This window comes from Streptomyces sp. NPDC019443, from assembly GCF_044389785.1.
In the GTDB taxonomy this organism is placed as follows: Bacteria; Actinomycetota; Actinomycetes; order Streptomycetales; family Streptomycetaceae; genus Streptomyces.
This window is the reverse complement of sequence record NZ_JBIRYJ010000041.1, coordinates 1-10,261: the sequence shown is the minus strand read 5'-3', so window position 1 is coordinate 10,261 and position 10,261 is coordinate 1. Positions and strand designations below refer to the sequence as shown.

General features: G+C 67.4%; 1 protein-coding gene and 2 pseudogenes. All 3 read right to left on the bottom strand.

Translation table 11 applies throughout. From position 1 onward, the window contains the following. Nucleotides 1-8,129, bottom strand: a pseudogene (locus tag ACH492_RS39810) (type I polyketide synthase); the annotation flags it as partial. A gap of 48 nt (nt 8,130-8,177) precedes the next feature. Next, nucleotides 8,178-8,228, bottom strand: a pseudogene (locus ACH492_RS39805) (polyketide synthase docking domain-containing protein); the annotation flags it as partial. A 49-nt stretch (nt 8,229-8,277) separates the two neighbouring features. Beyond that, nucleotides 8,278-10,014, bottom strand: a complete 1,737-nt coding sequence (locus ACH492_RS39800) for a beta-ketoacyl reductase (protein ID WP_398994305.1) — start codon at nt 10,012-10,014, stop codon at nt 8,278-8,280. Between the last annotated feature and the right edge of the window lie 247 nt (nt 10,015-10,261).

Here is a 10,261-nt window from a genome sequence, read left to right as displayed (position 1 = left end):
CCCATCACCCCAGCAAAATGAACCCCATCCACCACAGCCAACGACACCGAATCCACCACACCCGCAGCATGAAACACAGCATCCACCGGATGCTCGGACAGCAACGCCCGCACCGCGTCCCGGTCCGCGACATCACACGCCGCCACCGTCACCCGCACACCCAGAGCCGACAACTCCGCCTCAAGCTCTCGAGCCCCCGGAGCCCGCGGGCCACGACGGCTGGTCAGCACCACATGCTCCGCACCCCGCTCGGCCACCCAACGAGCCACCCGCCCGCCCAACGCACCCGTACCACCCGTAACCAGCACCGTCCCCCGCGGCACCCAACCCCCAACACCCCCGCCAGGAACCGGAGCATGAACCAGCCGACGACCAAAAACACCCGACGCCCGCACCGCCACCTGATCCTCAACACCACCAGCCAGCACCCCAGCCAGCCGGTCCAGCGCCCGTCCATCGATCTGCTCCGGAAGATCGACCAGACCGCCCCAACGCTCCGGCACCTCCAACGCCGCCACCCGGCCCAGACCCCACACCGCCGCCCGCACCGGATCCGGAGCACCATCCGACCGGCCCACACAAACAGCCCCACGAGTCACCACCCACAAACGACCCGCAACACCCGCATCCCCCAACGCCTGCACCACAACAGCCGCATCCACCACATCCGCAGCACCCAGCGTCAGCACACCAGCAACCGGCCCATCACCGGCCACCTCACCCAACCGCCCAGCCAGCACAGCCCGATCCACACCAGGACCGCACTCCACCCGAACCGGTGCAACCCCCCGTGAGACCAGCCCATCCACCACCGAGGAAACCCAGTCCGCCTCCGCCATACCCCCCGTCACCACAACCAGCCAACGGCCGCCCAACGCCTCACCGGCCCCGGCAGCTACCGGTTTCCACTCAACCCGGTACTGCCAGTCCTCAGCAGGACCAGCGTCAGGTGCGGGGGTAGGCCAGAAGCGCTCACGTTGGAAGGGATAAGTCGGTAGATCGACTCGCCGGGCAGCAGGCAAGAGCGTCCGCCAGTCCACATCCATGCCGTGAACGAAGGCACCGGATATGGCTGTTAGCAGCGCTTCTGCCTCAGGGCGGTCCTTCCTCATGGCAGGAAGCAGTTGGAGATCCCGCTCTGCGAGGCAGGATTGCGCCATGGCACTCAGGGTGCCGTCCGGGCCGATCTCCAAAAACCCGGTCGCGCCAAGCTCTTCCAGCCGGCGGATGCCTTGGGCGAACCTGACGGCTTCCCGCACATGCCGCACCCAGTACTCGGGAGAGGCCAGATCCGTGGCGAGTTCACCGGTCACATTCGAGACCACCGGGATACGCGGCTGCTCGTACGTCACGCTCTCCGCAACCGTACGGAACTCGGCCAGCATCGGCTCCATCCACGGCGAGTGGAACCCGTGACTCACCCGCAGCCGCTTCACCTTCCGACCCTGCTCCTCGAACTTCCCGGCGATCTCCGCAACCGAAGCTTCCTCACCGGAGACGACAACTGCCTGCGGCCCATTCACCGCCGCGATACTCACCCGCTCTACATCCAGAAGCGGCAGCACCTCGGCCTCCGACGCCTGGAGCGAGACCATCACCCCACCCGCCGGCAACGCCTCCATCAACCGGCCACGCGCCGCCACCAGACGACACGCATCCTCCAGCGACCACACCCCCGCCACATGCGCAGCCGCCAACTCGCCGATCGAATGACCCAGCAGGAAATCGGGCCTGACACCGAACGACTCCACCAGCCGGAACAACGCCACTTCGACCGCGAACAACGCAGGCTGCGTAAAGCCCGTCCGATTCAACGCATCCGCGTCATCACCGAACACGACATCCCGCAGCGGCAACTCCAACTCACCATCAAAATACGCACACACCGCATCAAACGCCTCCGCAAAGACCGGGAAGGCTTCGTACAACTCCCGCCCCATCCCGACCCGCTGCGCACCCTGCCCCGCGAACAGCAGAGCCAGCCGCCCCTCAGCCTTGGACCCGCGTATGACACCAGGTGACTTGCGATCCCCAGCGAGAGCGGCCAGGCGGTGAACTGCCGATGCATGGTCGTCCGCCAGCACCACCGCGCGGTGGTCGAATACGGAGCGGGTCGTGGCGAGTGAGAAGCCGACATCCGCCAGGTCCAGTTCGGGGTCGTCCTGGTAGGCCGCCATCAAGCGGGCGGCCTGCGCACGCAGCGCGGTCTCGGTACGTCCGGAGATCACCCACGGCGTGACGGACGGGCGCTCCGACCAGGGCTGGGGAACATCGGCCGTGGGGGCCCGCTCCGGGGCACGTTCCAGGATTACGTGCGCATTTGTGCCGCTGATTCCGAACGACGAGACACCCGCCCGACGAAGCCGATCGCTCTCCGGCCATTCCACGGCCTCGGTCAGCAGCCGGACATTCCCCGCCGACCAGTCCACGTGTGGCGAGGGCGAATCAACGTGCAGCGTCCGCGGCAGAACACCGTGCTGAAGCGCCAGCACCATCTTGATCACACCGGCGACACCCGCAGCCGCTTGCGTGTGACCGAGATTCGATTTTACGGATCCCAGCCACAACGGCCGTTCCTCATCCCGGTCCTGCCCGTACGTCGCCAGCAGCGCCTGCGCCTCGATCGGATCACCCAACGACGTACCCGTACCGTGCGCCTCCACCACATCAACATCCGAGGCCGAAAGCCCCGCCCCCGCCAACGCCTGCCGGATCACCCGCTGCTGCGACGGACCATTCGGCGCCGTCAAACCATTCGACGCACCATCCTGATTCACCGCAGAACCAGCCACCACCGCCAGCACACGGTGACCGTTCCGCCTCGCATCCGACAATCGCTCCACGAGCAGCATCCCGACGCCCTCGCCCCAGCCCGTGCCATCCGCACCCGCAGCGAACGCCTTGCACCGCCCGTCGGGGGCGAGTCCGCGCTGACGGCTGAACTCCACGAACGCTCCGGGCGTGGACATCACCGTCACGCCGCCCACCAGCGCCATGTCGCATTCCCCCGACCGGAGTGCCTGAGCCGCCCAGTGCAGGGCCACCAGCGACGACGAGCACGCCGTATCCACCGTCACCGCCGGGCCCTCGAGGCCCAGCGTGTAGGCCACTCGCCCGGACACCACGCTCGCGGCGTTTCCAGTGCCGACATAGCCCTCGAATTCGTCCGGAGAGTGAGCCAGCAGAGCCGGATAGTCCTGACCGTTCGTTCCTACGAAAACGCCGGCCCGGCTGCCTCGCAGGGAGCGGGGATCGATGCCGGCCCGCTCCACTGCCTCCCAGGACACCTCGAGGAGCAGACGCTGCTGCGGATCCGTCGCCACGGCTTCCCGGGGGCTCATGCCGAAGAAAGCGGGTTCGAACTGGTCCACGTTCTTCAGGAAACCGCCGACGTTGACGTAGCTGGTTCCCGAGTGTTCCGGGTCGGGGTCGTAGACCGAACTGAGGTCCCAGCCACGGTCGGCCGGGAATCCCCCGACGGCGTCCTCGCCGTCCGACAGCAGTTTCCAGAAGGCCTCCGGGCCGTCAACGCCGCCGGGAAACCGGCAGCTCATCCCCACGATGGCAATGGGGTCATCGGCAACCGCCGAGGGGGCCACCAGTTGCTCGACGTCATCCTGGACCGGCGCGATCCGCATGCGCAGGAAACGGGCGAGTGCGGTCGGCGTCGGGTAGTCGAACACCACCGTCGCGGGCAGCGCGATCCCGCATGCCACGACCAGTGCGTTACGTAGCTCCACCGCGATCAGCGAGTCGACGCCGAGCTCCCGGAAGGCCCGGTCCGGAGGCACATCGGCGGGCCCCGAATAGTGCAGCACTCCGGCGGCACGTGACCTGACCAGATCCGTCAGCACTCGCTCCTGTTCGGCCGGCAGCAGTCCCTCAAGGCGCTGGCGCACCTCGGAGTGTCCACGCTCTCCATCCATCCTGGTGAGGTCGACGGCCGTACGGACCTCAGGAAGATCGCCGATCAGTGGGCTGGGACGGACCGTGGTGAAGGCGGGTAGGAAGTCCGCCCAGGTGAGGTCGGCGATCACAAGGCCGGGCGTCCCGGAGCCGATCGCGGTCTCCATGGCGTCGATGGCCAGGTCCGGCCGCAGCGGGGACACTCCGCCCCTGCGCATCCGCTGCGCCGTCGTTTCGTCGCTCGCCATGCCGGTCTCGCCCCACGGCCCCCAGGCGATGGAGGTCGCGGGCAGTCCTTCGGCCGCGCGCTGTTCGGCCACAGCGTCCAGGAAGGCGTTGGCGGCTGCGTAGTTGGCCTGACCGACGGCGCCGATGGCGCCCGCGAAGGACGAGAACAGGACGAAGGCCGAGAGCTCATGGCCCCGGGTCGCCTCGTGCAGGTTCACGGCCGAGGTGGCCTTGGCCCGCATGACGGTCGCGAATCGCTCGGGGGACAGCGAATCGAGTACACCATCATCGAGTACGCCTGCGGCGTGAAAAACGGCGTCCACCGGATGCTCGGACAGCAACGCCCGCACCGCATCCCGGTCCGCGACATCACACGCCGCCACCGTCACCCGCACACCCAGAGCCGACAACTCCGCCTCAAGCTCTCGAGCCCCCGGAGCCCGCGGGCCACGACGGCTGGTCAGCACCACATGCTCCGCACCCCGCTCGGCCACCCAACGAGCCACCCGCCCGCCCAACGCACCCGTACCACCCGTAACCAGCACCGTCCCCCGCGGCACCCAACCCCCAACACCCCCGCCAGGAACCGGAGCATGAACCAGCCGACGACCAAAAACACCCGACGCCCGCACCGCCACCTGATCCTCAACACCACCAGCCAGCACCCCAACCAGCCGGTCCAGCGCCCGTCCATCGATCTGCTCCGGAAGATCGACCAGACCGCCCCAACGCTCCGGCACCTCCAACGCCGCCACCCGGCCCAGACCCCACACCGCCGCCCGCACCGGATCCGCAGCACCATCCGACCGGCCCACACAAACAGCCCCACGAGTCACCACCCACAAACGACCCGCAACACCCGCATCCCCCAACGCCTGCACCACAACAGCCGCATCCACCACATCCGCAGCACCCACCACCAGCACACCAGCAACCGGCCCATCACCGGCCACCTCACCCAACCGCCCAGCCAGCACAGCCCGATCCACACCAGGACCGCACTCCACCCGCTCAACCAGCGCACCACACCCCGCCAGCCCATCCACCACCGAGGAAACCCAGTCCGCCTCCGCCGGAACCACACAAACCCAACGCCCACCCAACCGGGCAACCCCAACCCCAGCCCCAACCAGCGGCTTCCACTCAACCCGATAACGCCAACCGTCCACCACCGACCGCTCACGCCGCTGCCGCCGCCACGACGACAACGCAGTCAGAGCCTCACTCCACGAAGCATCACGATCGATCGCCAGATCCCCAGCCAACGCAGTCGAGTCTCCGCGCTCAACCGCGTCCCAGAACTGCGCCTCGCCCCCGTCGAGCGCCTGGGCTGCAGCGCCCTCGGCTTCGGCCCCGGACGACTCCAGCCAGTAGCGCTCACGCTGAAACGGATAGGTCGGCAGATCAACAGGGAGGGCTCCGGGCAGCAGCGCAGTCCAGTCAAGGACGGCGCCGTGTGCGTGCAGCTGCGCTATGGCCGTCACTACGCTCCGTGCCTCGGGCCGGTCCCTTCGTAGTGCGGGCACCGCCGCCGGCGCTGAGCCTTCTGCACATGCCTGTGCCATCGCGCTGAGCGTGCCGTCAGGACCGATTTCGAGGTAGCGAGCGACACTGTGCTCCTCCAGCCACCGGATACCGTCGGCGAACCGGACGGCTTCCCGCACATGCCGCACCCAGTACTCGGGAGAGGCCAGATCCGTGGCGAGCTCACCGGTCACATTCGAGACCACCGGAATACGCGGCTGCTCGTACGTCACACTCTCCGCAACCGTATGGAACTCAGCCAGCATCGGCTCCATCAACGGCGAGTGGAACCCGTGACTCACCCGCAGCCGCTTCACCTTCCGCGCCTCAGCCTCGAAATACGCGGCGACCTCCGCAACGGCAGATTCCTCACCCGCAATGACCGTCGCCGAAGGCCCGTTCACCGCCGCAATGCTCACCCGCTCCTCGTCCAGGAGTGGCAGCACCTCGGCCTCCGACGCCTGGAGCGAGACCATCACCCCACCCGTCGGCAACGCCTGCATCAACCGACCGCGCGCCGCCACCAGACGACACGCATCCTCCAGCGACCACACCCCCGCCACATGCGCAGCCGCCAACTCGCCGATCGAATGACCCAGCAGGAAATCGGGCCTGACACCGAACGACTCCACCAGCCGGAACAACGCCACTTCGACCGCGAACAACGCAGGCTGCGTAAAGCCCGTCCGATTCAACGCATCCGCGTCATCACCGAACACGACATCCCGCAGCGGCAACTCCAACTCACCATCAAAATAGGCACACACCGCATCAAACGCCTCCGCGAAAACCGGGAAGGCTTCGTACAACTCCCGCCCCATCCCGACCCGCTGCGCACCCTGCCCCGCGAACAGGAAAGCCGACTTCACACCCGACTTGGCCGTCCCCCGTACAACACCTTCGGTGTACTCATCGTGGGCAAGTGCGCCGAGTCCCGCGACCAGTTCCTCTCGGCTGCTGCCGAGGACAACGGCACGGTTCTCCAGCCCGGCTCGCGTCGAGGCCAGCGACCAGGCGACGTTGCGTACGTCCTGCTCGGGATGGCCGTCGACGTGGGAGAGCAGCCTCACGGCCTGCGCCCTCAGGGCGGCCTCGCTGCGTGCCGAGAGCACCCAGGGCAACATCGGCAGCCGGAGAGATTCAGCCTTGCCGTCCGCATGCTCTTCTTCGCTTGCAGGCTCCATCTCGGGTGCCTGCTCCAGCACAGCGTGCGCGTTTGTGCCACTGACGCCGAAGGCGGAGACCGCCGCGCGACTGGGTCGGTCGCTCTCCGGCCAGCCCACAGCCTCGGTCAGCAGCCGGACATTCCCCGCCGACCAGTCCACATGCGACGACGGCTCATCCACATGCAACGTCCGCGGCAACACACCATGCTGAAGCGCCAGCACCATCTTGATCACACCGGCCACACCCGCAGCCGCCTGCGTATGACCAATGTTCGACTTCACCGACCCCAGCCACAACGGCCGGTCCCCATCCCGCCCCTGCCCGTACGTCGCCAGCAGCGCCTGCGCCTCGATCGGATCACCCAGCGTCGTGCCGGTTCCGTGGGCCTCCACCGCATCAACATCGGACGGGGAAAGCCCTGCGCCCGCCAACGCCTGCCGGATCACCCGCTGCTGGGAAGGACCGTTCGGCGCGGTCAGGCCGTTGGACGCGCCGTCCTGGTTCACCGCAGAGCCGCGTACGACCGCCAGCACGCGATGGCCGTTCCGCCGGGCGTCCGACAGCCGTTCCACCACCAGCATCCCGACGCCTTCGGCCCACCCTGTGCCATCAGCAGCATCCGAGAATGCCTTGCAGCGGCCATCGGCCGCCAAGCCACGCTGCCGGCTGAACTCGATGAACGCCCCCGGCGTCGACATCACCGTCACCCCTCCCGCCAGGGCGAGCGTGCATTCGCCCGACCGGAGAGCTTGGGATGCCAGATGCAGCGCCACCAGAGAAGAGGAGCATGCCGTGTCAACGGTCACGGCAGGACCCTCGAGTCCAAGCGCGTACGCGACACGGCCCGACACGACCGAGGTCGAGTTACCGGTCAGGAGATGGCCACGGACATCGTCCGGAATATCGCGAAGGCCGACGCCGTATTCTTGGCCGCTGCACCCAACGAAGACACCGCTCCGGCTGCCCCTTACCCCGAGAGGGTCGATTCCGGCCCCCTCGAAGGCGCCCCAGGAGGCTTCCAGCAGCAACCGCTGCTGCGGATCCATTGCGAGCGCCTCGCGCGGTGATATTCCGAAGAAGCCAGGGTCGAATTCGTTGGCGTCATAGACGAAGCCGCCCTCGCGCGAGTAGCTCGTGCCGGAACCACGCGACTCCGGGTCGTACAACGCTTCGGCATCCCAGCCACGGTCCTGCGGCCACTCGGAGATTGCGTCATCTCCGCGTACCAGCAGGCGCCAGAAATCCTCGGGCGAGCTCACACCGCCAGGGAAGCGGCAACTCATCCCGACGATCGCGATGGGCTCCTGTTGCTGCGATTCCAGCTCTTGCAGCCGCCGACGGGCGTCGTGCAGGTCGGCGGTGACCCACTTGAGGTAGTCCCGAAGCTGCTCTTCATTCGCCATGTGGAACTTGCCCCATACGTCGTAGACCGGAACGGTTCACCTGCGGCGTTCAGGAACGGCCGAGCTCCTGATTGATGAAGTCGAAGATCTCGTCGTCCGTGGCCGCATCGAGCTGCTGAGACACGGCGGACTTCGGATCGCCCTCGGCCACCCCGCCCAACTCGGACAGGATGCTCCGAAGACGGGTCTCAACGAGCCCCCTGACGTCGTTCTCTGGGGAAACTCTTGAAATCGCGCTCGCAAGGCGGTCCAGGTCAGCCAGGACAGCGGCCTCCGGCTCGACCTCCGTGGCGCCGAACAGCGTGTCGTGCACATGCTCTGCCAGCAGCTGCGGCGCGGGGTAGTCGAAGACCAATGTGGCGGGTAGGCGCATTCCGGTGTCGGCGTTCAATCCGTTGCGCAGCTCGACCGCGGTGAGCGAGTCGAAACCCAGCTCCCGGAATGCCTTGGCGGCCTCCACGGACTTCAGATCACGGAATCCGAGTACAGCGGCCGTATGGGTGCGTACGAGATCGAGAACGGCCTGCGAGCGCTCCACCGCGGAAACGCCCGCGAGTCTGTCGAGGAGGGATGGGCGGACCCCATCTTCAACTCTCTTCCCGGGTACGCCACTCAGCGCCTCAGCGGCTTCCGGCAGGTCTTCCAGGAAAGGGCTGGGGCGGGTACTGGTGAACGCCGCAGCAAACCGCTCCCACTCCACATCCGCCACCACCACCGAACCATCGGTACCACCGACAGCCTGTTCCAGTACCGACAACGCAAGCCCCGGATCCAGCGGCCTCAACCCACGACGCCGCAGATGCTCCTCCGCACCCTCCGCAGCCGCCATACCCCCCTCACCCCACGGCCCCCACGCCACCGAACACCCCGCCAGACCCCGCACCCGACGCGCCTCAACCAACCCATCCACAAACGCATTCGCCGCCGCATACGCCCCCTGACCACCACTACCCCACACACCCGCAATCGAAGAGAACACCACAAACGCATCCAGCTCCCGATCACCCAAAAACTCATCCAAATGCGCAGCCCCCGCAGCCTTCGCCCCCATCACCCCAGCAAAATGAACCCCATCCACCACAGCCAACGACACCGAATCCACCACACCCGCAGCATGAAACACAGCATCCACCGGATGCTCCGCCAGCAACGCCCGCACCGCATCCCGGTCCGCGACATCACACGCCGCCACCGTCACCCGCACACCCAGAGCCGACAACTCCGCCTCAAGCTCTCGAGCCCCCGGAGCCTGCGGGCCACGACGGCTGGTCAGCACCACATGCTCCGCACCCCGCTCGGCCACCCAACGAGCCACCCGCCCGCCCAACACACCCGTACCACCCGTAACCAGCACCGTCCCCCGCGGCACCCAACCCCCAACACCCCCGCCAGGAACCGGAGCATGAACCAGACGACGACCAAAAACACCCGACGCCCGCACCGCCACCTGATCCTCAACACCACCAGCCAGCACCCCAACCAGCCGGTCCAGCGCCCGTCCATCGATCTGCTCCGGAAGATCGACCAGACCGCCCCAACGCTCCGGCACCTCCAACGCCGCCACCCGGCCCAGACCCCACACCGCCGCCCGCACCGGATCCGCAGCACCATCCGACCGGCCCACACAAACAGCCCCACGAGTCACCACCCACAAACGACCCGCAACACCCGCATCCCCCAACGCCTGCACCACAACAGCCGCATCCACCACATCCGCAGCACCCACCACCAGCACACCAGCAACCGGCCCATCACCGGCCACCTCACCCAACCGCCCAGCCAGCACAGCCCGATCCACACCAGGACCGCACTCCACCCGAACCGGTGCAACCCCCCGTGAGACCAGCCCATCCACCACCGAGGAAACCCAACTCTCCCCCGCCGGAACCACACAAACCCAACGCCCACCCAACCGGGCAACCCCAACCCCAGCCCCAGCCCCAGCCCCAACCAGCGGCTTCCACTCAACCCGATAACGCCAACCGTCCACCACCGACCGCTCACGCCGCTGCCGCCGCCACGACGACAACGCA